The 22,139-nt window shown below is 38.0% G+C and carries 34 protein-coding genes; all 34 read left to right on the forward strand.

What is annotated here, in order from left to right; translation table 11 throughout:
- Positions 1–10: 10 nt before the first annotated feature.
- A complete protein-coding gene (gene rplC, locus BQ5367_RS07765) occupies positions 11–700 on the forward strand; it encodes a 50S ribosomal protein L3 (RefSeq protein WP_074022007.1) in 690 nt (229 codons plus the stop codon).
- Between the two features lie 3 nt (positions 701–703).
- Positions 704–1,339, forward strand: coding sequence for a 50S ribosomal protein L4 (gene rplD, locus BQ5367_RS07770; RefSeq protein WP_071441971.1), 636 nt, complete (start codon positions 704–706; stop codon positions 1,337–1,339).
- On the forward strand, positions 1,332–1,619 hold the full coding sequence (gene rplW / locus BQ5367_RS07775) for a 50S ribosomal protein L23 (RefSeq protein ID WP_071441972.1): 288 nt from the start codon (positions 1,332–1,334) through the stop codon (positions 1,617–1,619). Before rplD ends, rplW begins: the two co-directional genes overlap by 8 nt.
- Before the next feature lie 62 nt (positions 1,620–1,681).
- Positions 1,682–2,515 (forward strand): 50S ribosomal protein L2, encoded by an 834-nt coding sequence (gene rplB / locus BQ5367_RS07780; protein WP_071441973.1) that lies wholly within the window; start codon positions 1,682–1,684, stop codon positions 2,513–2,515.
- A 20-nt stretch (positions 2,516–2,535) separates the two neighbouring features.
- Entirely contained in the window at positions 2,536–2,814 is a 279-nt protein-coding gene (gene rpsS, locus BQ5367_RS07785; RefSeq protein ID WP_071441974.1) for a 30S ribosomal protein S19, read from the forward strand.
- Between the two features lie 13 nt (positions 2,815–2,827).
- Complete coding sequence (rplV, locus tag BQ5367_RS07790) at positions 2,828–3,163, forward strand: 50S ribosomal protein L22 (protein ID WP_071441975.1); 336 nt, start codon at positions 2,828–2,830, stop codon at positions 3,161–3,163.
- 10 nt (positions 3,164–3,173) lie between these two features.
- On the forward strand, positions 3,174–3,959 hold the full coding sequence (gene rpsC / locus BQ5367_RS07795; RefSeq protein ID WP_071441976.1) for a 30S ribosomal protein S3: 786 nt from the start codon (positions 3,174–3,176) through the stop codon (positions 3,957–3,959).
- Positions 3,959–4,375, forward strand: a complete 417-nt coding sequence (gene rplP / locus BQ5367_RS07800; protein ID WP_071441977.1) for a 50S ribosomal protein L16 — start codon at positions 3,959–3,961, stop codon at positions 4,373–4,375. The genes rpsC and rplP overlap by 1 nt, the downstream gene beginning before the upstream one ends.
- A gap of 3 nt (positions 4,376–4,378) precedes the next feature.
- Positions 4,379–4,579, forward strand: a complete 201-nt coding sequence (rpmC, locus tag BQ5367_RS07805; protein WP_071441978.1) for a 50S ribosomal protein L29 — start codon at positions 4,379–4,381, stop codon at positions 4,577–4,579.
- Positions 4,580–4,590: 11 nt separating this feature from the next.
- Positions 4,591–4,851 carry a 30S ribosomal protein S17 gene (gene rpsQ / locus BQ5367_RS07810; RefSeq protein ID WP_071441979.1) on the forward strand — a complete coding sequence of 87 codons (261 nt, stop codon included), beginning with the start codon at positions 4,591–4,593 and terminating at the stop codon, positions 4,849–4,851.
- 16 nt (positions 4,852–4,867) lie between these two features.
- Positions 4,868–5,236, forward strand: coding sequence for a 50S ribosomal protein L14 (gene rplN, locus BQ5367_RS07815; protein ID WP_071441980.1), 369 nt, complete (start codon positions 4,868–4,870; stop codon positions 5,234–5,236).
- 11 nt (positions 5,237–5,247) lie between these two features.
- Positions 5,248–5,556: a 50S ribosomal protein L24 gene (rplX, locus tag BQ5367_RS07820; RefSeq protein WP_071441981.1), complete on the forward strand. Its 309-nt coding sequence runs from the start codon at positions 5,248–5,250 to the stop codon at positions 5,554–5,556.
- A 16-nt stretch (positions 5,557–5,572) separates the two neighbouring features.
- Positions 5,573–6,112 carry a 50S ribosomal protein L5 gene (gene rplE / locus BQ5367_RS07825; RefSeq protein WP_071441982.1) on the forward strand — a complete coding sequence of 180 codons (540 nt, stop codon included), beginning with the start codon at positions 5,573–5,575 and terminating at the stop codon, positions 6,110–6,112.
- Between the two features lie 13 nt (positions 6,113–6,125).
- Entirely contained in the window at positions 6,126–6,311 is a 186-nt protein-coding gene (locus tag BQ5367_RS07830) for a type Z 30S ribosomal protein S14 (protein ID WP_071441983.1), read from the forward strand.
- 20 nt (positions 6,312–6,331) lie between these two features.
- Positions 6,332–6,727, forward strand: a complete 396-nt coding sequence (gene rpsH / locus BQ5367_RS07835) for a 30S ribosomal protein S8 (RefSeq protein WP_071441984.1) — start codon at positions 6,332–6,334, stop codon at positions 6,725–6,727.
- A 17-nt stretch (positions 6,728–6,744) separates the two neighbouring features.
- Complete coding sequence (gene rplF / locus BQ5367_RS07840) at positions 6,745–7,290, forward strand: 50S ribosomal protein L6 (protein ID WP_071441985.1); 546 nt, start codon at positions 6,745–6,747, stop codon at positions 7,288–7,290.
- A gap of 21 nt (positions 7,291–7,311) precedes the next feature.
- Positions 7,312–7,668, forward strand: a complete 357-nt coding sequence (gene rplR, locus BQ5367_RS07845) for a 50S ribosomal protein L18 (protein ID WP_071441986.1) — start codon at positions 7,312–7,314, stop codon at positions 7,666–7,668.
- Between the two features lie 12 nt (positions 7,669–7,680).
- Positions 7,681–8,190, forward strand: a complete 510-nt coding sequence (gene rpsE, locus BQ5367_RS07850) for a 30S ribosomal protein S5 (protein WP_071441987.1) — start codon at positions 7,681–7,683, stop codon at positions 8,188–8,190.
- Between the two features lie 15 nt (positions 8,191–8,205).
- Positions 8,206–8,646, forward strand: a complete 441-nt coding sequence (rplO, locus tag BQ5367_RS07855; RefSeq protein ID WP_071441988.1) for a 50S ribosomal protein L15 — start codon at positions 8,206–8,208, stop codon at positions 8,644–8,646.
- Positions 8,646–9,938 carry a preprotein translocase subunit SecY gene (secY, locus tag BQ5367_RS07860; protein WP_071441989.1) on the forward strand — a complete coding sequence of 431 codons (1,293 nt, stop codon included), beginning with the start codon at positions 8,646–8,648 and terminating at the stop codon, positions 9,936–9,938. The genes rplO and secY overlap by 1 nt, the downstream gene beginning before the upstream one ends.
- A gap of 17 nt (positions 9,939–9,955) precedes the next feature.
- Positions 9,956–10,600, forward strand: a complete 645-nt coding sequence (locus tag BQ5367_RS07865; RefSeq protein WP_071441990.1) for an adenylate kinase — start codon at positions 9,956–9,958, stop codon at positions 10,598–10,600.
- On the forward strand, positions 10,601–11,374 hold the full coding sequence (gene map, locus BQ5367_RS07870; RefSeq protein ID WP_071441991.1) for a type I methionyl aminopeptidase: 774 nt from the start codon (positions 10,601–10,603) through the stop codon (positions 11,372–11,374).
- On the forward strand, positions 11,367–11,585 hold the full coding sequence (gene infA / locus BQ5367_RS07875; protein WP_071441992.1) for a translation initiation factor IF-1: 219 nt from the start codon (positions 11,367–11,369) through the stop codon (positions 11,583–11,585). The genes map and infA overlap by 8 nt, the downstream gene beginning before the upstream one ends.
- A 23-nt stretch (positions 11,586–11,608) precedes the next feature.
- Positions 11,609–11,722: a 50S ribosomal protein L36 gene (rpmJ, locus tag BQ5367_RS07880; protein ID WP_022936356.1), complete on the forward strand. Its 114-nt coding sequence runs from the start codon at positions 11,609–11,611 to the stop codon at positions 11,720–11,722.
- Positions 11,723–11,740: 18 nt separating this feature from the next.
- Positions 11,741–12,106 carry a 30S ribosomal protein S13 gene (rpsM, locus tag BQ5367_RS07885; RefSeq protein ID WP_071441993.1) on the forward strand — a complete coding sequence of 122 codons (366 nt, stop codon included), beginning with the start codon at positions 11,741–11,743 and terminating at the stop codon, positions 12,104–12,106.
- A gap of 19 nt (positions 12,107–12,125) precedes the next feature.
- Positions 12,126–12,524 (forward strand): 30S ribosomal protein S11, encoded by a 399-nt coding sequence (gene rpsK / locus BQ5367_RS07890; protein WP_071441994.1) that lies wholly within the window; start codon positions 12,126–12,128, stop codon positions 12,522–12,524.
- A gap of 30 nt (positions 12,525–12,554) precedes the next feature.
- The gene (locus BQ5367_RS07895) at positions 12,555–13,514 is read left to right on the forward strand and encodes a DNA-directed RNA polymerase subunit alpha (protein WP_071441995.1); all 960 of its coding nucleotides are present in this window, start codon (positions 12,555–12,557) and stop codon (positions 13,512–13,514) included.
- Positions 13,515–13,536: 22 nt separating this feature from the next.
- Positions 13,537–13,902 (forward strand): 50S ribosomal protein L17, encoded by a 366-nt coding sequence (rplQ, locus tag BQ5367_RS07900; protein ID WP_071441996.1) that lies wholly within the window; start codon positions 13,537–13,539, stop codon positions 13,900–13,902.
- Positions 13,903–14,016: 114 nt separating this feature from the next.
- Positions 14,017–16,323 (forward strand): HAD-IC family P-type ATPase, encoded by a 2,307-nt coding sequence (locus BQ5367_RS07905; RefSeq protein ID WP_083383204.1) that lies wholly within the window; start codon positions 14,017–14,019, stop codon positions 16,321–16,323.
- A 154-nt stretch (positions 16,324–16,477) separates the two neighbouring features.
- A complete protein-coding gene (locus BQ5367_RS07910; protein WP_071441997.1) occupies positions 16,478–17,122 on the forward strand; it encodes a helix-turn-helix domain-containing protein in 645 nt (214 codons plus the stop codon).
- 36 nt (positions 17,123–17,158) lie between these two features.
- Positions 17,159–17,758, forward strand: coding sequence for an O-methyltransferase (locus BQ5367_RS07915; RefSeq protein WP_071441998.1), 600 nt, complete (start codon positions 17,159–17,161; stop codon positions 17,756–17,758).
- A gap of 21 nt (positions 17,759–17,779) precedes the next feature.
- A complete protein-coding gene (locus tag BQ5367_RS07920; RefSeq protein WP_071441999.1) occupies positions 17,780–18,331 on the forward strand; it encodes a ribonuclease E inhibitor RraB in 552 nt (183 codons plus the stop codon).
- Between the two features lie 54 nt (positions 18,332–18,385).
- The gene (locus tag BQ5367_RS07925; protein ID WP_071442000.1) at positions 18,386–20,932 is read left to right on the forward strand and encodes a translation factor GTPase family protein; all 2,547 of its coding nucleotides are present in this window, start codon (positions 18,386–18,388) and stop codon (positions 20,930–20,932) included.
- A gap of 17 nt (positions 20,933–20,949) precedes the next feature.
- Positions 20,950–22,008, forward strand: a complete 1,059-nt coding sequence (locus tag BQ5367_RS07930) for a helix-turn-helix transcriptional regulator (RefSeq protein ID WP_071442001.1) — start codon at positions 20,950–20,952, stop codon at positions 22,006–22,008.
- Positions 22,009–22,139 lie beyond the last annotated feature (131 nt).

The raw sequence follows: 22,139 nt of genomic DNA on the forward strand, positions 1-22,139 counted from the left end.
AGGTGACATCATGAAAGGATTATTAGGACGCAAAGTGGGTATGACTCAAGTCTTTACGGAAGATGGTATTCTGATTCCAGTAACAGTCGTTGAGGTTCAGCCAAATGTTGTTTTACAGAAAAAAACAATGGAAAATGATGGATACGTTGCTATCCAATTAGGAATGGAAGATGTGAAAGAAAGCAGAGCTACAAAAGCTGCTGTCGGACACGCAAAGAAAGTAAACGCTGCTCCAAAGCGTTATATTCGTGAATTCCGCTCTGAAGAAATGATGAGCTATGAATTAGGAGCAGAAATCAAGGCTGATATTTTTGCAGCCGGTGAAATGGTTGATGTGATCGGAACAAGCAAAGGTCATGGATTTACAGGAGCTATCAAGCGTCACAACCAGAAAATCCAGAAAATGACTCATGGTGGCGGACCGGTTCACAGACACATGGGTAGTGCGGCTACGACAGGTTTGGGTACAAATAAAATTGACCCAGGATTCACGATGCCTGGTCACTATGGTGTTGATCGCACAACGAACAAGAACTTGGAAGTTGTTAAGGTTGATGCTGAAAACAACTACATGTTAATTAAAGGAAACGTGCCTGGACCAAAGAGAGGTTTAGTCATGATCCAGTCTGCTAAGTGCAGCAAAGGTGATGTAGAACCTAAAGTATTAGTGGACTACAGCAAAAAAAATGAGGAGGAATAAGATATGCCTAATATGGTCGTAGTTAACCTAGCAGGTGAAAAAGTTAAAGATATAACTCTTAATCCTGAAGTATTTGGCATTGAGCCAAATCAGCAAGTAATCTTTGATGCCATCGTTATGCAGCGTGCATCTATGAGACAGGGTACTCACGATGTTAAGAATCGTCGTGAAGTAAGAGGAGGCGGACGTAAGCCTTACCGTCAGAAAGGTACTGGTAATGCTCGTCAGGGTTCTATCAGAGCTCCACAGTATCGTGGTGGTGGAATCGTATTTGGTCCAACTCCTAGAAGCTATGCGACAAAGCTGAACAGAAAAGTTCGCCGTTTAGCTTTGAAATCTGTATTGAGCGAAAAGGTAGCTGCAAATGATATGATCGTTGTTGATGCTTTAAAGATGGAAGCACCAAAGACAAAAGATATGGTTGCGGTTATCGAAAACATCAATGCCGGTAAGAAAGCATTATTTGTTGCAGCAAATGATGAAGATTACATGAATGCATATTTATCAGTAAGAAACATTGAAACTATGATGTTCCTGAATGCTGATAAAATCAATGTTTATGATTTAGTAAATGCAAATAAGGTTGTATTTACTGAAGCAGCTGTGAAAGCAGTTGAGGAGGTATTGGGTAATGAATAACTATAGAGATATTATTATCCGCCCAATTATCACTGAAAAATCCATGAAACTCATGGAAACTGACAACAAAGTTACTTTTGAAGTAGCAAAAGGAAGCAACAAGACTGAAGTTAAACAGGCTGTTGAAAACATCTTTGGTGTTAAAGTGGTGGGTGTGAACATATTGAACACAAAGCCAAAAACAAAACGTGTAGGAAAATACACAGGAAAGACAAAAGTTGTTCGTAAGGCGATCGTTAAGATTGCGGAAGGACAAGATATCAACTTATTCGGCGAATAAGGATATCCGGGGAGATTCACGCTATTTCCCGCTAAAAACACGTAAGGAGGAAAAGGAATATTATGGCAATCAAGAAATATAAGCCAACAACAAACGGCCGTCGTAATATGTCTGTGCTGACGTTTGATGAGATCACTACATCTACACCTGAACGCAGCCTGCTAGCACCGCTGAAAAGCAAGGGTGGCCGCAACAACAACGGACGCATCACAACTCGCCATCAGGGTGGCGGACATAAGCGTCAGTACCGTATTATTGACTTTAAGAGAAATAAAGATGGCATTCCGGCAACGGTTGCTACTATCGAGTATGATCCAAACAGATCTGCCAATATCGCATTGTTAAACTATGCAGATGGTGAAAAGCGTTACATTCTTGCACCAAAAGGATTGACTGTAGGTTCTCAGGTTCTTTCGGGAGAAGGAGCTGATATCAAAGTTGGTAATGCTTTGGAAATGAGAAGGATGCCAGAAGGTACGTTCATTCACAATGTAGAGTTGAAACCTGGTAAAGGTGGACAGCTGGCCAGAAGTGCTGGTGTCAGTGCTCAGATCTTGGGTATTGAAGATAAATATGTAACCGTTCGTCTGGCGAGCGGAGAAGTTAGAAAAATCTTAGGAAATTGCCGTGCTACAGTAGGAGTTGTCGGTAATGAGGATCATTCATTGGTAAATATCGGTAAAGCTGGTAGAAGCCGCTGGATGGGTATCCGTCCTACAGTTCGTGGTTCTGTTATGAACCCGAATGATCACCCTCATGGTGGTGGTGAAGGCCGTACGCCAATTGGACGTAAATCACCAATGACACCTTGGGGCAAGAAAGCTATGGGTGTTAAGACCCGTAACAGCAAAAAAGCATCTACGAAACTGATCGTTCGTCGTAGAAATGGTAAATAGGCGAAAGGAGGAAATGAAAAATGAGTCGTAGTTTGAAAAAAGGACCTTTTGTTGATGAACACTTAATGAAGAAAGTGGAAAAACTGAATGAGTCTGGTAAAAAAGAAGTTATTAAGACGTGGTCACGTCGTTCTACAATTTTCCCTCAATTCGTTGAACATACCTTTGCTGTTTACAACGGTAAAGAACATTTGCCGGTTTATGTAACGGAAGACATGGTAGGTCATAAATTAGGCGAATTTGTGCCAACACGCAAATTTACTGGTCACGCAGGTGACGATAAGAAAGCTAGAAAATAGGAGGAACTGAAAAATGGAAGTAAAAGCAACTGCAAAAACATTACGTATTCCACCTAGAAAAGCTCGTCTTGTTTTAGATCTGATTCGTGGAAAAGACGTAGAAGAGGCTGCAGCTATTTTGAGATTTACACCAAACTTTGCTGCTGATGCTACTGCAAAAGTATTAAAATCTGCAATCGCCAACGCTGTTAATAATAATGGTTTGGATGAAAGCAAGTTATATGTTAAAGAATGTTATGCTAACGAAGGTGTTGTACTAAAAAGATTCATGCCTCGTGCAAAAGGATCTGCAAGTGCGATCCACAAACGCACTAGCCACATCACTGTTGTGGTTAGTGAACGTGCTTAGGAGGTAAAGTATGGGTCAGAAAGTTAGTCCTATCGGAATGCGTGTCGGTGTGATCCGTGATTGGGAATCACGCTGGTATGCTAATAAAGATTATGCCGATTTATTATTAGAAGATATTAAGATTCGTGACTTCTTGTTTGCTGAGCTAAAAGCGGCTGCAGTTTCAAGAGTTGAAATCGAACGTTCTAAAAACCGTGTTGAAGTTATCGTTCGTTCTGCTCGTCCAGGTGTGATCATCGGAACAAATGGTGAGAACGTAGAGAACATTAAAAAGAAATTAACAAAGCTTACAAATGGCAAAAACGTCTACATCAAGGTTGTTGAAATTGCGAACCCTGATTTGGATGCTAGAATCGTTGCCAGAAGCATTGCTGATCAGCTGGAGCAGCGTGCATCTTTCAGAACAGCCCAGAAACGTGCTATTCAGAGAACGATGCGTGCCGGTGCTAAAGGTATCAAGACGGCTGTTTCAGGAAGACTTGGCGGTGCTGATATGGCTCGTACAGAAGGTTATTCAGAAGGAGTCGTTCCTCTGCATACACTAAGAGCTGATATTGACTATGCATGGGAAGAAGCAAGCACAACTTACGGTCGTTTAGGTGTTAAGGTTTGGATCTGCCGTGGAGAAGTTCTTCCAGGACAAATGGTAACTGAACCAGAAGCTCCTAAATTTGGATCAAATGATCGCAGACGCAGAAATGATCGTAACCGCAGAAATGATCGCAAGCCTCGTCAGCAGCAGGTTGAAGCAGCTCCAAAAGCTGAAACAGATGCTAATGAAGGAGGTAACAACTAATGTTAATGCCTAACAGAACAAAATATAGAAGACCTCACAGATTAAGTTATGAAGGACGTGCAAAAGCAGGACGTGAAGTAGCTTTCGGTGAATATGGTCTAATGGCTGATACTGGTGGATATGTAAGTAACCGTCAGATTGAAGCAGCACGTGTTGCCATGACACGTTATATGAAGCGTGGTGGAAAAGTTTGGATCAAAATTTTCCCACATTTAGCTATTACGAAGAAACCGCTTGAAGTTCGTATGGGATCTGGTAAGGGTGCTCCAGAAGGATGGGTTGCCGTAGTAAAACCGGGACGCATCATGTTTGAAATTGCCGGTGTAGACGAAGCTGTTGCCCGCGAAGCATTCAGACTTGCGTCTCACAAACTTCCTGTTAAAACGAAATTCGTTGTTAAAGGTAAGGAGGAGTAAACGATGAGCGTAAAAGAAATTAGAGAAAAAAGTAATGAAGAATTACTTGCTGAGATCGAAACACTTAAAGCTGAACTCTTTAACCTTCGTTTCCAACAAGCAACTGGTCAGACTATCAATGGTGCTCGTATGAAAACTATTAAAAAGACGATTGCTCGTATTAAAACTGTGATGACTGAGCGTGAGCTTGGTATTCGGGACTAAGGAGGATAGAGATGGAAAGATCTAACCGTAAAACTTATCGTGGGACAGTTGTTTCAGATAAGATGGATAAAACAATTACTGTTATTATTGAAACTAGAAAAACACATCCTTTATATGGAAAACGTGTAAAGTATTCAAAGAAATTCAAAGCTCATGATGAACTTAATGAAGCAAAGATCGGTGATTTTGTAGAAATTATGGAAACACGTCCATTATCTGCTACGAAACGTTTCCGCTTGGTTAAGATTCTGCAGAAGGCTGAAGTTCTTTAGTTAGGAGGAATTGATCATGATTCAAAACGAAAGTAGATTAAGAGTCGCTGACAACACCGGAGCTAAAGAAGTTCTAGTTATTCGCTGCTTGGGTGGAAGCAAGAGAAAATTTGCTAACATCGGTGACGTAGTCGTTTGTACAGTAAAACAGGCCTCAACAGGTGGTACTGTAAAAAAAGGTGACGTCGTAAAAGGCGTTATCGTAAGAACCAGACGCGGAATTCGTCGTGAAAATGGTACTTATATTAAATTCGATGACAATGCAGTTGTGTTGATCAAAGAAGATAAAACACCACGTGGAACAAGAATTTTTGGTCCAGTGGCAAGAGAATTGCGTGATAAAGATTACATGAAAATCGTGTCTTTAGCACCGGAAGTGTTATAGGAGGAACTTTCATGAAAATCAAAAAAGGTGATAAAGTTCAAGTAATCAGCGGTGCTTATAAAGGTACTGTTGCTGAAGTAACTCGTGTACTTCCTAAGGAAAATAAAGTTGTCGTTGAAGGTGTGAATATTATCAAAAAGCACATGAAACCAACACAGCAGGATCCTGATGGAAAGATTATTGAAAGAGAAGCTCCAATTCATGTATCAAATGTCATGGCCTATGATTCAAAGGCTAAGACAGCTAGTAGAATTGGATATAAGATAGAAGATGGCAAGAAAGTACGTGTCTATAAAAAGACAGGTAACATTGTCAAATAAGGAAGGAGCGTAAAAGATGAACCGTTTACAGGAAAAGTACAAAACAACTGTTGTCGAAAACTTAACTAAAAAATTCGGGTACACATCAGTGATGCAAGTTCCTTATGTTGATAAGATCGTCATCAATATAGGTTGTGGAGATGCGATTGCAAATCCTAAATCACTAGAAGATGCTGTAGCTGAATTAGCACAGATTACTGGACAGAAGCCGGTAATCACAAAAGCTAAAAAGTCAATTGCGAATTTCAAATTGCGTGAAGGTGCTCCAATTGGCTGTAAAGTTACACTTAGAAAAGAAAAAATGTATGATTTCTTGGATAAATTAGTAAGTATTTCTCTTCCTCGTGTTAGAGATTTCCGTGGCGTGAGCAAAACTGCTTTCGATGGCCGTGGTAACTACACACTAGGTATTAAAGAACAAATCATTTTCCCAGAAATCAACTTTGATAAAGTAAACAAAGTTCGTGGTATGGATATTGTTATTGTAACAACAGCTAATACAAATGAAGAAGCCAAGGCATTACTTGAAGAATTAGGTATGCCATTCGCTAAATAGGGAGGACAATTCAATGGCAAAAAAAGCGATGATCAATAAAGCAAACCGCCCTCAGAAGTTCTCAACTCGTGAATATACAAGATGTGAACGTTGTGGACGTCCTCACTCAGTATTACGTAAATATAAACTATGCCGAATTTGCTTCCGTGAACTGGCTTATAAAGGTCAGATTCCGGGTGTAAAAAAGGCTAGTTGGTAAGAGATAGGAGGAATAAAGTCATGATGATGACAGATCCGATTGCTGATATGCTTACTAGAATTCGTAATGGGTTACAGGCTCGTCACGAAACAGTAGAAATACCAGCAAGCAAAGAAAAGGAAGCAATTGCAAAAATTTTGAAATCTGAAGGATTTATCACAGATTACAAAGTAGAAGGCGATGTAAAAAAAGTAATGACCGTAACTTTAAAATATGGTCCTAACAAAGAAAAAGTAATTACTGGTCTTAAGAGAATCTCTAAACCTGGATTGCGTGTTTATGCTCAGGTTGAGAATCTGCCAAGAGTACTTAATGGTTTAGGAATTGCCATTATCTCTACTTCACAAGGTCTGATGACAGACAGAGAAGCAAGAGCTAAGCACTGTGGCGGCGAAGTAATCGCTTATGTTTGGTAATTAAGGAGAAAAGCAAAATGTCACGTATCGGTAATAAAACGATTACCATTCCAGCTGGTGTTGAAGTAACAGTTGCCAGTGGGAATGAAGTGACGGTTAAAGGTCCTAAGGGAACCTTGAGCCGTCAGTTTGCACCAATGCTTGAAATCCAGGTAGATGGTGGTGAATGCCATGTAACTCGTCCAAATGACTTGAAGGCTACAAAACAGCTGCATGGTACAACTCGTGCTTTACTGCACAATATGGTAGTAGGTGTGAGCGAAGGTTATGAAAAGAGACTGGAACTGGTAGGTATCGGATTCCGTTCTGCCGTTTCAGGTAATAAACTTACTTTGAACATCGGTTATTCTCATCCAGTTGAATTGGAATTGTGGAGTGATGTAAAAGTAGAATGTGCAAGCCCAACTGAAATTGTTGTGTCAGGTATTGACAAGCAGAAAGTTGGAGAATTTGCTGCAAATATTCGTGCTGCTAGAAAACCAGAACCTTACAAGGGCAAAGGTATTCGCTATAAAGGTGAATATGTTCATCGTAAGGAAGGTAAGACAGCAGGTAAGAAATAGCGAGTGGGAGGAAGATAGAACATGCTTAAGAAAATTTCTAGAAACGATGAGCGTTTACGTCGTCATGCACGTGTTCGTACCAAAGTATCTGGTACCGCTGAATGCCCTCGCTTAAACGTATTCCGTTCAAATGCGCATATTCATGCGCAGATCATCGATGATGTTGCTGGTAATACTTTAGTTGCTTGCAGCTCAGTTGATATGAAGCTTGAAAACGGTGGTAATGTAGAAGCTGCTAAGAAAGTTGGCGCTGAAATTGCAAAACGTGCTCAAGCTAAAAACATTAAAAAAGTAGTATTTGACCGTGGCGGATATATCTACCACGGACGTGTCAAGGCTCTTGCTGATGCAGCTCGTGAAGCCGGATTAGAATTTTAGGAGGACATGCGAATGGAACGCAAACCAAGAAGAGATCGTGAACGCGATAAAGAATTCGAAGAACGTGTCGTTAAAATCAACCGTGTTACGAAGGTTGTAAAAGGTGGACGCCGTTTCCGCTTTGCTGCCCTTGTAGTAATCGGCGATAAAAAAGGACGCGTTGGCTTTGGTACAGGCAAGGCCAATGAAGTGCCTGACGCAATTAAAAAAGCAATTGAAGACGCAAAGAAAAACGTCTTTAATGTACCAGTCGTAAATGGAACGATTCCTCATGAAATTGTAGGAATTTATGGAGCTGGCGAAGTTATTTTACGTCCTGCTACAGAAGGTACTGGAGTTATTGCCGGTGGACCTGTACGTGCAGTCGTTGAATTAGCAGGAATTGCAAACATTTTATCAAAATGTTTAGGTTCCCGTACACCAGTGAACGTTGTAAGTGCAACAATCAATGCTCTTCAGAATTTGAAGACAATTGAAACAACTAGTGAATTACGTGGCAAAAAGCCTCAGGAAATTCGTTAGTGGGAGGAACACAACATGAAATTAAATGAAATGAGTTATACGGATGGAGCCAGACAGGCTAAAAAAAGAATTGGCCGTGGTCATGGTTCAGGAAATGGTAAAACTGCTGGTAAAGGAAACAAAGGACAGAACGCACGTAGCGGCGGTGGTGTTCGTTTAGGTTTTGAAGGTGGTCAGACACCGTTGGCAAGACGTTTGCCTAAGCGTGGGTTTACAAATTTCAATCGTAAAGAATACGCAATCGTTAATGTTGAAAATTTAAACGTTTTCGAAGATGGAACAGTTGTAACTGTAGAAATGCTGAAAGAAGCTGGTTTGATTAAAAAAGAGCTTGACGGAGTTAAGATACTTGGACAAGGTGAACTTACCAAGAAGCTGACGGTGCAGGCCAATAAGTTCTCAGCTGCTGCTACTGCAGTGATTGAACAGGCAGGCGGAAAAGCAGAGGTTCTATAATGCTTTCAACAGTTATCAGCGTCTTTAAGAATAAAGATATTCGTAAAAGAATTCTTTTTACCTTATTGATGCTGTTCATCTTTAGATTTGGCGCTAGTATTCCAGTACCTGGTGTTGATTCAACGGCATTGATTGCCGGAATGGGTGAAAATTCACTTTTAGGATTAATGAATTTGCTCGGTGGAGGTAATTTTGAAAGATTTTCTGTCTTTGCGATGGGTGTCGGACCATATATTACTGCTTCCATCATTATTCAAATTCTTTCAATGGATGTTATACCAGCATTGAGTGAGTTATCAAAACAAGGACAGGTCGGTCGTAAAAAAATTGACCGTTATACACGTTATTTAGGTGTTGCTTTGTGTCTGTTTCAGTCTTTGACGATGACATATGCCTTTGATCAGACATATGGTATACTGGAAGAAAGTTCTGTTTCTACATTCCTGTTTGTCTCTATCATATTGACTGCAGGAACAATGTTCTTATTGTGGCTAGGTGATCAGATTAGTGCTAAAGGAATTGGAAACGGAGTATCCATGATTATTTTCGCAGGAATTGTATCTAATTTTCCGGCACAGTTTACTTCAGCATATAATGCCCTTTGTACAGGTGAAAGTGCATCGGCAAATGGTATGCTGTTATTCGGATTATACTGTCTGACTTTTGTTGTTATTATTGTATTTGTTACTTTGATGAATACTGCAAATCGTCGAATTCCGATTCAGTATACTTCAAGTGGAGCTATTAAAGCGAAAACAAACGAATTAACATATTTGCCGCTGAAAATTAACTCTGCAAGTGTTATGCCTGTCATTTTTGCTAGTTCAGTAATGGTGGCTCCAGTAACAATTGCTAGCTTTTTCCCTGCGAATGGATTTACAACATGGTTAACGAATGTCTTGAATTTTAGTTCATGGCATGGTTTAATATTGTATGTAGTTTTGATTATTCTCTTTACGTTCTTCTATACCAATCTACAGGTCGATCCTGAAAAGATTTCGGAAAATCTTAGTAAAAGCGGAACTTATATTCCGGGTATTCGTCCGGGTAATGATACAAAAAATTATGTATCAACTGTTTTAAATAGAATCACAGTTGTTGGCTCGATTGCCCTTGCATTTATTGCAATCTTACCGTATGCAATTCCACTTGTAATGCCAGCATTGTCGAATACAAATGTTGGATTAGGTGGTACGGGTGTCATCATCGTTGTCGGTGTTGCACTTGAAACTGTGAAGTCTTTAACAAGCCAGGTTACGCAGAAGACATATAAGGGATTCTTAACACATTAAGAAGGGGGTTGTGCTGTATGAACTTATTGATTATGGGCGGGCCTGGTGCTGGAAAAGGCACCATGTCTGAAAAAATACTTGATAGGTTTAACATTCTACATATTTCTACCGGAGATATCTTCCGTGCTGAAATTGCACAACAAACACAATTGGGTCTGTTAGCGAAAAGCTATATTGATAAAGGATTGCTAGTACCAGATGATGTTACAAATTCAATGGTAAAAAGCTTTCTTGAAAAGAGTGATCATAGTAAAGGATATCTGCTTGATGGATATCCTCGTACTATCGATCAGGCTCGTGCTTTTAATGAGCTGGTTGCTGGAAGTGATTTGGAAATCAATAAGGTTCTCTTTATGGATATTCCTTTCGATGTTCTGGCACAGCGGATTACAGGCCGCCGTATTTGTAAGGAATGCGGTGCGATTTACCACATTACAAACAAGCCAGCCAAGAAGGAAGGTATCTGTGATGTATGTGGAGGGAATCTGTATCAGCGCAAAGACGATACGATTGAAAGCTTAAGAGTTCGTGTTGACGAATATAAAAAGCTTACTCAGCCTGTTCTCGATTATTATACAGAGAAGGGACTGGTAACGACGATCAACGCAAATCAAAGTATCGAAGATGTGTGGTCAGATGTCCAAAAAGCCTTGGAGGATTAAATGATTACGACCAAATCACCAAGAGAAATTGAGTATATGCGCAAAGCTGGTCGCATCGTTGCTTTAGCTCATAAGGCATTACAGCCTTATCTAGTGGCAGGAACGACGACGAAGCAGATCGAAGAAATCTGTGAGCAAGTAATTTTAAATCATCATGCAACGCCATCTTTCAAAGGCTTGTACGGGTTTAAAGGAGCTGTATGTACCTCAGTTAACTCAACTCTCGTTCATGGTATTCCAAGTAACACGAAACTGAGAAATGGTGATATAATCTCAGTAGATATTGGTGCCTGCTACCATGGCTATCACGGCGACAGTGCATGGACATATGCCATCGGTGATGTTGATGAAGAAACATTAGATTTAATGAAGGTGACACATGATGCGCTATTTGTCGGATTAAGCCATGCGAAAGCAGGGAACCATTTAAGTGATATCTCTCATGCGATTGGAGAGTATGTCATTGCACATGGTTACTCAATACCAAGTGATTATACTGGTCATGGGATTGGTACACAGGTACATGAAGATCCCATTGTTCCCAATTTTGGCCCAGCTGGTCGTGGCGTCATCTTAAAGGAAGGCATGACGATTGCCGTTGAACCAATGGTACATGCAGGAAAGCCTCAAACGAGGACCCTTAAAGATGGGTGGAGTGTTGTTTCAAAGGATGGAAGTAACACGGCCCATTATGAACATACCATTGTAATAACGAAAGATGGGTATGAAATTCTTACAACATTAAATAAGGAGGAACTTCAGAAGAATGGGTAAACAAGACGTAATTGAGATTGAAGGAGTAGTCGTAGATACTCTTCCAAACGCAATGTTTAAAGTGAAATTAAAAAACGGTCACGAAATACTGGCTCACGTTTCTGGTAAAATCCGTATGCATTACATTCGCATTTTACCAGGGGATCGTGTCACTGTTGAAATTTCACCGTATGATTTAACACGTGGGCGCATAACATTCCGACATAAGTAAGTCGGAAAGAGGAGGAAACACGCATGAAAGTAAGACCATCTGTCAAACCAATATGCGATAAGTGCCGCATCATCAAACGTAAAGGTCGTGTGATGGTTATTTGTGAAAATCCTAAGCACAAACAAAGACAAGGTTAAAATGGAGGAAAAAACAATATGGCTCGTATTGCAGGTGTAGATATTCCACGTGACAAACGTGTAGTAATATCATTAACTTATGTATATGGTATCGGTGTACCAACATCAAAGAAAATATTGAAGGAATGCGGTATTTCTGAAGATATTCGTGTTAAAGACTTAACAGAAGCTCAGGAAAACGCAATCCGTGCAAAAGTAGACGAAATCAAAACTGAAGGTGATTTACGTCGTGAAGTTCAGTTAAACATCAAACGTTTAATGGAAATCGGCTGTTACAGAGGCATCCGTCATAGAAAAGGATTGCCTGTAAGAGGACAGCGTACAAAGACAAACGCGCATACACGTAAAGGTCCGGCTCGTGCTATTGCGGGTAAGAAGAAATAGGACTTAGGAGGTAGAAACTATGGCAAAGATTAAAAAAGCCGCTGGTGCTCGTAAACGTCGTGTTAGAAAGAATGTTGCCCGTGGGGTAGCTCATATTCATTCAACTTTCAACAATACGATCGTAACGATCACTGACGAAGCAGGAAATGCGATTGCATGGTCAAGCGCAGGTGCGTTAGGTTATAAAGGTTCTCGTAAGTCTACTCCTTTTGCTGCTCAGCAGGCTGGAGAAGCAGCAGGAAAAGCTGCCGTTGATAACGGTATGAAAACAGTAGCAGTTAACGTAAAAGGTCCGGGACCAGGACGTGAAGCAGCTGTCAGAGCATTGCAAGTTGCAGGATTAGAAATTACATTAATTAACGATGTAACTCCAATTCCACACAACGGATGTCGTCCACCAAAACGGCCACGTGGTTAATTTTAAACTTTTAATTGAGGAGGTATCGTAATGCAAAAATTCGAACGTGCACATTTTGAAGTAAAAGAGTTTGTTGACTCAGAGAATTATGGAAAATTCGTGATTGAACCATTAGAAAGAGGTTTCGGCCAGACTATTGGGAATGCACTAAGACGTGTTTTGATCTCCTCTTTACCGGGAGCTGCCGTATTTTCAATTAAAGTTGACGGAATTTATCACGAGTTCACATCGATTCCCGGTGTAAAGGAAGATGTGACAGCTATTATTTTAAGCATCAAGACTCTCATTATGGAAATTGCTGATGATGAAGTATATACTCTGCGTATTTCAAAAAAGGGTCCCGGTGTTGTAACGGCGGGCGATATTATTTGTCCGGAAGGTGTTAAGGTTTTAAATAAAGATTTAGTAATCTGTCATTTGGAAGAAGACGGAGTTTTAGAAATGGAACTTCAGGCTCATAATGGCCGAGGTTATGTTAATGCCGAATTAAATAAACAGATGTATCAGACACAAAACCAGCCTTTAGGAACGATTTATACGGACTCTATTTATACACCAATTGAAAGAGTATCTTACTCAGTTGAACCAACACGTGTTGGTCAGAATGCTAAGTTTGATAAGATTATTTTTGAGGTATGGACCAATGGTTCTATTACACCTCAGGAATCAATTGCATTGGGTGCTAAAATATTAATTGACCACTTAGAATTACTTACAAATGTACATGAAGCTGTCAATGACTATGAATCAGTCATGAAAGAAGCTCAAGGAGATCCTGTAAATAAGGGTCTTGTTATGATGATTGAAGACTTAGACTTATCTGTCCGTAGTTATAACTGCTTGAAACGTGCTGGTATTCAGACAGTAGAAGAGCTGACTCAGAAGACTGAGGACGAAATGATGAGAGTAAGAAACTTAGGTAAGAAATCATTAAAAGAAGTAAAAGAAAAAATCTATGACTTAGGTTTGACTTTTAAGAGTTTTGAATAGGTGTTAAAGGAGGATAAAAATTATGTGGAATCGTAGATTTGGACGTACTGCAGACCACCGTAAAGCCATGCTGAGAAATATGGCTACAAGCGTGATTGCACATGGATCAATCGAAACAACTGAAATGAAAGCGAAGGATCTTCGCAGTGTTGTCGATGAATTGATCACTCTTGCAAAGCGTGGCGATCTTCATGCACGCCGTCAGGCTGCCAGCTATATTCGCGATGTTGTCGTTGATGAAAAGACTGGTACAACTGCTCTGCAGAAATTATTCAATGAAATCGGTCCTAAATATAAAGATCGTAATGGAGGATATACAAAGGTTATCAAAACAGGAAACCGTCGTGGTGACTGTGCTCCAATGGCAATCTTAAAGTTAGTTGACTAATAAGGTGGGGGAAACTTCACCTTTTTTTAACTTACAGTTTTGTATTATTTAGCGAGGATTCTCGCTTTTTATTTAGGCTTATGATAAAATAATGCACGTGGGTGATTGATAAAAATGAAAGAAATTGATGTTAAAAAAGGATTGAATCAGCAGGAAGTTCATGATCGTATTGCAAAAGGACTGATCAATATTTCCGATCAGGATACAACAAAATCATATAAGCAGATAATTAAAGATAATCTTTTAACATTATTTAATTTGATCAATGTAATTCTCGCCGGATTGATCATATTTACAGGCTCTTACCGTAATCTTCTTTTTTTAGGAGTAGTGATTTCAAATATTATCATAGGTACATTTCAGGAGATAAGAACAAAAAGAGTTTTGGATAAGATTTCTTTGATTCACTCGATGAAGGTCTCTTGTATACGTGATGGAAGAGAAAAACAAATTTCTGTTGAAGAAATTGTTATTGATGATATATTGAAATTAAAAATGGGTAATCAAATAGTCAGTGATAGTATCGTAAGACAAGGGTCTTTAGAAGTAGATGAATCTTTACTGACAGGTGAAAGTCACACGATTATTAAAAACGAAGGAGATTTTTTATATTCCGGTAGTTTTGTAACAGGTGGTAATGCCTATGTACAGGCTGTTCATGTTGGAAATGATAATTATGCAGCCAAGATGACCAAAGATGCAAAGAAATATTCAAAATATCCTTCTGAATTGAGAGATATGTTGAATAAGATTATAAAATATATTGGTATTGCTATTATACCATTAGGAATCATCCTTTTTTCAAAACAATATTTCATCTTAAATGGAACATTAAAAGACAGTATCCTAAATACAAGTGCAGCTTTGATTGGTATGATACCGGAAGGACTGGTCATTCTTACAAGCATTGCCTTAGCTGTAGGTGTTATTAATCTGGCAAGGCATCGTACTCTTGTACAGGAGCTATACTGCATAGAAACGCTGGCCCGTGTCGATGTGCTTTGTTTAGATAAAACGGGGACGATTACTGAAGGAAAGATGATCGTAGATAGTTATCGTTCAGAAAATAAACATTTTAAAGAAATCATGAAAAATATGACTCATGATCTTGAGGATGCGAATGCAACGATTGATGCGATTCGTGAATATTTTATACCAGAAAAAAGTTTCGAATGTGTTAAAACTCTGCCATTTAATTCTTCAAAAAAATACAGTGGTGTTATTTATCGTGATGCTATCTATATTATGGGTGCTTATTCTTTTATCATGAATCAGCCTGATAAAAAACAATTGAAAAGTGTCGAAGATGCTAGTGCGAAAGGTTACCGTGTAATCAGTGTTGCAAAGACAACACCGGAAGATTTAGAATTAAAGCATTTAGAATGGATCGGAGATATCTATTTATTGGATAAGATACGTGAAGATGCAAGGGAAACACTTGATTATTTCAAAAAACAGGATGTAGATATCAAAATTATCAGTGGGGATCATCCATTGACTGTCAGTCAGATAGCAAAGCGTGTTCATCTTGAACACTATGATTCCTATATAGATGCTTCTCAATTAAATGATGATGAAATTGAAGAGGCAGCAAACAAGTATCATATTTTTGGCAGAGTCACACCTAAACAAAAAAAAGCACTGATAGCTGCTTTAAAAAGGCAAGGTCATTGTGTGGGGATGAGTGGTGATGGAGTTAATGATGTACTGGCTTTTAAAGAAGCAGATGTCAGCATTGCAATGGCAAGTGGCAGTGATGTGGCAAAATCAAGTGCCAATCTAGTACTCTTAGATTCAAATTTTGATGCATTGCCTGAAGTTTTATATGAAGGTCGAAGGGTCATCAATAACATTCAGCGTGTGGCAACGCTCTTTCTGACAAAGACTATTTTTTCAATTCTTTTAGCTTTTATAACAATTATTTTGCCATTTGAATATCCGTTTGTGCCAATTCATCTGACTTTTGTATCTTCATTAACAATAGGTATCCCAGCCTTCTTTATGGCCATTGAACCTAACCGCAACCGTGTAGAAAAGAAATTTTTAGAAAATGTGATCAAAGTATCATTGCCATCTGCAGTAAGTGTCATTTTATGTATTATTTACATATATATAATAGCTTCGATACAGGGTTTCAGTTCAGAAGTAATTACTCAGCTTGCTGTCATTACCATTGCGATCAATGGATGTATTGTGCTAACAAAAGTCTCTCATCCATTTACTTTATTAAGAAAGATTATTTTAGTTTTCGTTTATATAGGTATTGCCGTCGGATTATTCTGGGCACATGATATTATCAGTATGCTGCCGATACGCTCAATGTCTATTTTATTAGATGTAGGTGTAATAGCTTTGATTCTGATTGCTGGTTCAAAATTTGGCAGCATGCTCGTGGAAAAGATCTATGAGCGGAAAAAATGATCATCAGGTTTTATAAATTAGATATACTTAAAGCAGAGAATGGAAGTCGTAATGACTTCCTTTTCTTATAATGTAACATAGATGTGACAAAAATAAACATAAAAGGGGTAGTTTTCTTATATGGAATAAGTAAAATAAAATTAGGAGGTTACTTATGAATATTGGAAATAATATCAGACAGCTTAGAAAAGCGAATCATCTTTCACAAGAAGAACTGGCACAGAAATGTAATGTATCAAGACAGACAATATCAAGATGGGAAAGCAATGAAGTATTACCAGATACCAATAATTTGCTTATCTTATCAAAGTTATTCAATGTGACGTTAGATGAAGTTGTATTTGGTAAAAAACAAAAAGAAACCAATAAAAAAAGATTAATACGGAAATATGGTATGACTGTAGTATTGATTCTTTCACTTATCTTAAATATTATTTTCTATATGCAAAGATACAAGGAAACCAATGATTTGTTATCAAATAATTTACAAGGGGAATATATCTATCAGCCGGAAGAACGTAATTATTATTTCATATTAAATGCACATGATAATAATGTAAGTTTTGATGTTTATTTAAATGACAGATGGTCAGAAACATGGTCATGGAAGGGTCAAATAAACTTTGAAATGAATTTTAATAACTTATATATCTATTCAATAGAATTGAATGATGAAACTTATAACATAGAAGATGAACAAATTCAGTTGACATATGACACAGATAAAGATCAAATTTTATGTTCTTTTCCAGAACGTCTAAGTTTAGGTATACAATCTTTCACAATGATCAGAAAATAAATGTACCTCTAGATTTGAGTATGATATAATATTTTCATGAACAAACTAATAGAAGAAATGGAAAAATATGCAGTTGAATATGATATACCGATCATGCAGAAAGAAGGACTTGCTTTTTTTCAGAGGCTAATTATTGAAAATCATATCAAAAGCATCCTAGAAATCGGCAGTGCAATTGGTTATAGTGCAATACAATTGGCCCGTCTTGATCCCGATATTCATATCGTTACAATTGAAAGAGATGATGAACGATATATGAAGGCAGTAGAAAATATTGAAAGAAGCGGCTTAAAAAAACAAGTTACACTTATTCACGGTGATGCGCTAGAAATGGATATTGATGGAAAATTTGATTGTATTTTTATAGATGCAGCTAAGGCCCAGTATATTCGTTTCTTTGAAAAATATGAAAAGTTATTAAATGATGATGGCGTGATCGTCAGTGATAATCTTTCTTTTCACGGATATGTGGAACATCCTGAAAGAGAGATGTCTCGTAACTTAAGAGGACTTGTAAGAAAAATAAAGAATTATATTGTTTATTTAGAAAACAATGAGAATTATGACACTTCATTCATAAATGAAGGAGATGGATTAGCTATTAGTAGAAAAAAGAAAACAAACATGATAGAATAGGAGAAAGAAAGTGGTGATATTATGAAAAAAACATTAACAGCTATCGTAGTATTAGGTGCAATTGCCGGAGCAGTTGCCTATAAACTGAAAAAAGAAAACGAAGAAAAGAAATATCTAGATCATGAATTGGATATGCTTGCTGGTGAAGATGAGACAGAAGATGAAGATGAAGGTGATATTGGATGCAACTGTGAAACAGAAGCAGATATAAAACCTGAAACAAATGAGAATCCTATGACGGATGAAATTGATCAGAACTTGAAAACTCAGCTTGAACAGCAAAGTGATTCTGTTATCTCACAGCTTGCGGATGCAGATGATCATTTAGAAGAAGAAAGACCGATCCAGCATTTTGTTGATTTTAAGACTGAAGAAGATATGGAAGCATTTAAACATGCAGTCATTGAAAAAGGTTATGTCGTTACTCGTGGAGAAAATCCTTTACAGTTAAGTGTACTTCATATTGCACCGATTAGCCGCAGTGAATTACTTGTAAATGTATATTATCTTGCTAATCAGGCGATCAAACATAACGGTATTTATCAAGGCTGGCAATCAAGAAAGGTATTATAAAGAGTTTGAAAAATAACTCTTTTTTTCTTTTATGTTCAATATTATAATGGTAGTATGAATCATCAGGTGATAGGAATCTTAGCTCATGTTGATGCGGGAAAGACAACTTTGTCTGAAAGTCTGCTTTATCTGACAGGAGCCATTCGAAAAAAAGGAAGAGTGGATCATCAGGATGCATTTTTAGATTATGATCCACAGGAAAGAGATCGAGGTATTACGATTTTTTCTAAGCAGGCACGTTTTTCATGGAAAAATACGCGTTTTACATTGATTGATACGCCAGGACATGTGGACTTTTCAAGTGAAATGGAGAGAAGCTTATCTGTATTGGATGCGGCTATTTTAGTGGTCAATGGATGTGATGGAGTACAAAGTCATACTGAGACGATCTGGCGCTTATTGATGCATTATCAGATACCGGTATTTATCTTTGTGAATAAGATGGATATTAGTTATTTATCAAAAGATAAGCTGATGGAAGATTTACATCAGTTAGATATGAGAATTACAGATGTAACTTTATCGATGGAAGAAGCTATCGAACAGATGGCTACCAGCAGTGATGAAATGTTTCAAAAATATATGGACCATAAGATTGATGATCGTACCATTCAACAGGAAATTGCTTCTTTACATCTTTTTGGTTGTGTATTTGGGAGTGCTTTGAAAGGAGATCATGTAGAACGTCTATTGGACCTTTTAGATACTTATACTGTAAAGAAGACATACCCTTCGCAGTTTGGAGCACGTGTTTTTAAAATTACTCATGAAGATCATAAAAAATGGGTTCATTTAAAAATTACAGGAGGCAGTTTAAAGGTCAAAGAGAAGATCAACGAGGAAAAGGCGGATCAGATTCGTCTTTATTCAGGGGATCGTTATGAAAGTGTTCAAAGTGTTGAGGCAGGTGAAATTTGTGCTGTTAGTGGTTTAAATGAAGTACAGATTCATGATGCCTTGGGTTATGAAAAACCATCACATGCACCACTTCTAACAAGTTATATGAAATATCGTCTGATATTGCCTGAAGCATGCGATGTATTAAATATGGTCAGAAATTTAAAGATGTTAAGTGAAGAAGATCCACAGCTGATGGTGAGTTATGAAGAGGCTTCTAAACAGATCTATCTTCAGGTCATGGGAGAAGTTCAAATCGAAATATTAAAGAATCTGATTTTAGATCGTTTTTCAGTAGAAGTTGAATTTGATCAGGGAAGTGTCATTTTTAAAGAAACGATTACTGAATCTGTAGAAGGTGTGGGTCACTTTGAACCTTTACGTCATTATGCAGAAGTACATTTATTATTAGAACCTTTACAAAGAGGAGAAGGTCTTATATTTGACAATCGCTGTAGTGAGGATGTGCTGGCAAAAAACTGGCAGCGATTAGTGATGACTCATCTTGAAGAAAAAGTTCATAAGGGTGTATTGACTGGTTCGTCAATCACAGATATGAAAATAACGCTTGTAACAGGGAAAGCTCATCCTAAACATACTGAAGGCGGTGATTTTCGGGAAGCGACCTATCGTGCACTGCGACAGGGGCTAAGAAGTACAACTAGTCTACTTTTAGAACCGTATTATGCCTTTCAGTTAACGCTTCCTGCGAATGTTTTAAGCCGAGCTATCTATGATATTGAAAAGATGCATGGTACATTTCAAGTTGAAGAAAACCAGGGAGAAATGAGCGTATTAAGCGGGAAGGCACCAGTAAGGCTTATGCGTAATTATCAGCTTGAAGTTTTGAATTATACAAAGGGACGAGGAAAAATGATCTGTAGTCTTGCAGGCTATGAAGAATGTGTGGATCAGAATGAGGTAATAGCTTCTATCGGTTATGATTGTGATAGTGATATTGAAAATCCATGTGGTTCTGTTTTTTGCCGTAATGGAGCAGGTTTTTTAGTTCCTTATGATAAAGTTGAACAGTATATGCATTTAAAAAAAGTAGTTCGTAGTGATGCGGAAAAGTATCGTCCGTATCAGCCAAGAAAAGTGGATGAAGAAGAGGTTTTAAGAGTCTATGAGCGAACCTATGGGCCTATTCAAACAAGGCTATATCGCCCTTCGAAAGTGGAGATAGAGGAGAATATTGAGGTTAAAAGTGATATCAAGAAACAGTGTCTATTAGTGGATGGGTATAATATCATTCATGCATGGGAAGAGCTGGCTTTATTGGCAAAAGATAATCTGGATGCCGCAAGGAATCGTCTGATCGATATTCTTTCTAGTTATCAGGGATATCGAAAATGTTTACTGATCTTAGTGTTTGATGCATATAAGGTAAAAGATAATATTGGCAGTATGACTTATAATGGCAGCATCTATATCGTTTACACAAAAACGGCACAGACAGCGGATGCTTATATTGAGAAGGCTACGCATGAAATGAATGAGGACTATCAGGTTCGGGTCGCAACGAGTGATTTTCTGGAGCAGCTTATTATTTCCGGGCAACAGGCTTTACGTATATCGGCACGTGAATTTGAGAAAGAAGTTGCTTTTGTTTGTGAAACAGGTATGAAAGAATACGAATCAAAACAAAAAAGAATAGGACATCGAATGCTTGAAGGATTGCGTGAGGCTAATGAGAAAAAATAATTTTGGAGGAAACGGATATGCAGAATATGGACTACTATTATGACTTTTCCGGTCAGAAATTTGGTTATCCTTTAAGCTTAAGCATCAATAGTTTTGAGCGGGTCGTTTTTTCACGTATTCCAAGTCTTGAAATCTGTTATGTGTTAAAGGGAGAATATGAGGTCATTACTGAGCATTTTTCAGGATTGTTACGGGAACATGAACTGGCTTTGATTGCTCCGGATGATATTCATAAGATTTGTTGCCATGGGAAAGGTGAAAATGTTGTCTTAACGATTCATATTGATTTTTCTAAGCTTCCGGATTCAATGGTAGGGCATCGAAAATCTTTTCTTTCTATGATTTGTACTGAAAATTGTCATAAGTTGATACTTGATTCTTTTAAGAAATGTATTGGACAGCTTATTGGCTTGCTTCAGAAGAAAGATTATAATATTTTTGAATTGAATAAGCTGATGATGGAGCTAATGGCCATTGCTTCTGATTCTAGAGAATATTCAATTGAAGAATTGCCTTTATCCTCACAGCACAATGAAAACTATATGAAGGCTATTCGCTATATTGATCGTCATTATCAGGAAGATCTGCGTTTAGAAGACATTGCGAAGACATTGAATTTTAGTATTTCTTATACTTCAAAGCTGTTTAAAAAATATAATCAGATACCTTTTGTGAAGTATCTCTCTTATGTACGTCTAAGAGCTTCATTAGAGGCGCTGCTTGAAGGAAAACATACGATTGAGGAGATTGCCAGGGATTGTGGAATGCCGAATGCTAAAGCATATACAGTGGCTTTTAAGGAGATGTATGGTATCTTGCCAAGCAGTTATCGTAAACAATTTGTACGTAACATGAAATATAATGAAGAAAATCGTGATCAGGAAATGGCTTTAGATGAAAAGCAGTTATCTTTATTAGCTCATTTGACACAAAAAGATTCTCTTTTATATGAAGATGAAAAAATTGTATTAACAAAACAGTCTGCAGGCTATTCTATGTCAATGAAGGAAGAGGCGAGTCAGTTTGTAGTAGAAAAAGATATTATACGATTATCTTTTGGGGAAAAGAAGACGTAAATCAAACGTCTTTTTTTGTTCTTGATGGTAGAATAAAAAGTGCAAATAATGACAAAAAACAACCTTTACTATCAAGATATACTGGTGAAAAAATGCACAAAGTATGTTAGAATGAAACCATAAAGGAGTTG

Source organism: Traorella massiliensis, assembly GCF_900104665.1.
Taxonomy (GTDB): Bacteria; Bacillota_I; Bacilli_A; order Erysipelotrichales; family Erysipelotrichaceae; genus Traorella; species Traorella massiliensis.